Annotated in this window: 1 protein-coding gene; it reads right to left on the bottom strand. The window is 42.6% G+C overall.

Translation table 11 applies throughout. The annotated features are described in order from the left end of the window. Positions 1–364: aldehyde dehydrogenase family protein (locus ACPYOJ_RS34750; RefSeq protein ID WP_481420287.1), on the bottom strand; the 364-nt coding region annotated here is incomplete at its 3' end. Positions 365–383: the final 19 nt, after the last annotated feature.

The raw sequence follows: 383 nt of genomic DNA, 5'->3' as shown, positions 1-383 counted from the left end.
CTTCTATACCTTCCTTTAAATAAGGAGGTTTATTGACTTCAGGAAGCGGCGTAATCTTTACATCTTTTTCCCACGGAAGTCCTGGTTTCATAGCAGCAACTGCAGCCGTCAGCTTTTGGGTAAATTCTTCCGCTACTTCTTTCTGAACAAAGATCAGCTTCAGTGCCGTACAGCGCTGACCATTAAATGATAGCGATCCTAAAATACATTCGCTTACCGCCACATCAAGATTGGCATTTTTAGTAACGATTGCCGCATTTTTAGCATCTAAGCTTAAAATCGCACGTAAACGATTAACCTTCGGATGAAGCTTTTTCAGGCCATTGGCCACTTTACTCGAACCGATGAATGCAAGGACATTCACCTTTCCGCTTTCCATGATC

The sequence above is a fragment of the Rhizobium sp. SVR5-9E genome, assembly GCF_056755095.1.
Note: the sequence above shows the minus strand (reverse complement) of the source record. Positions and strands in the feature narration are given on the sequence as shown.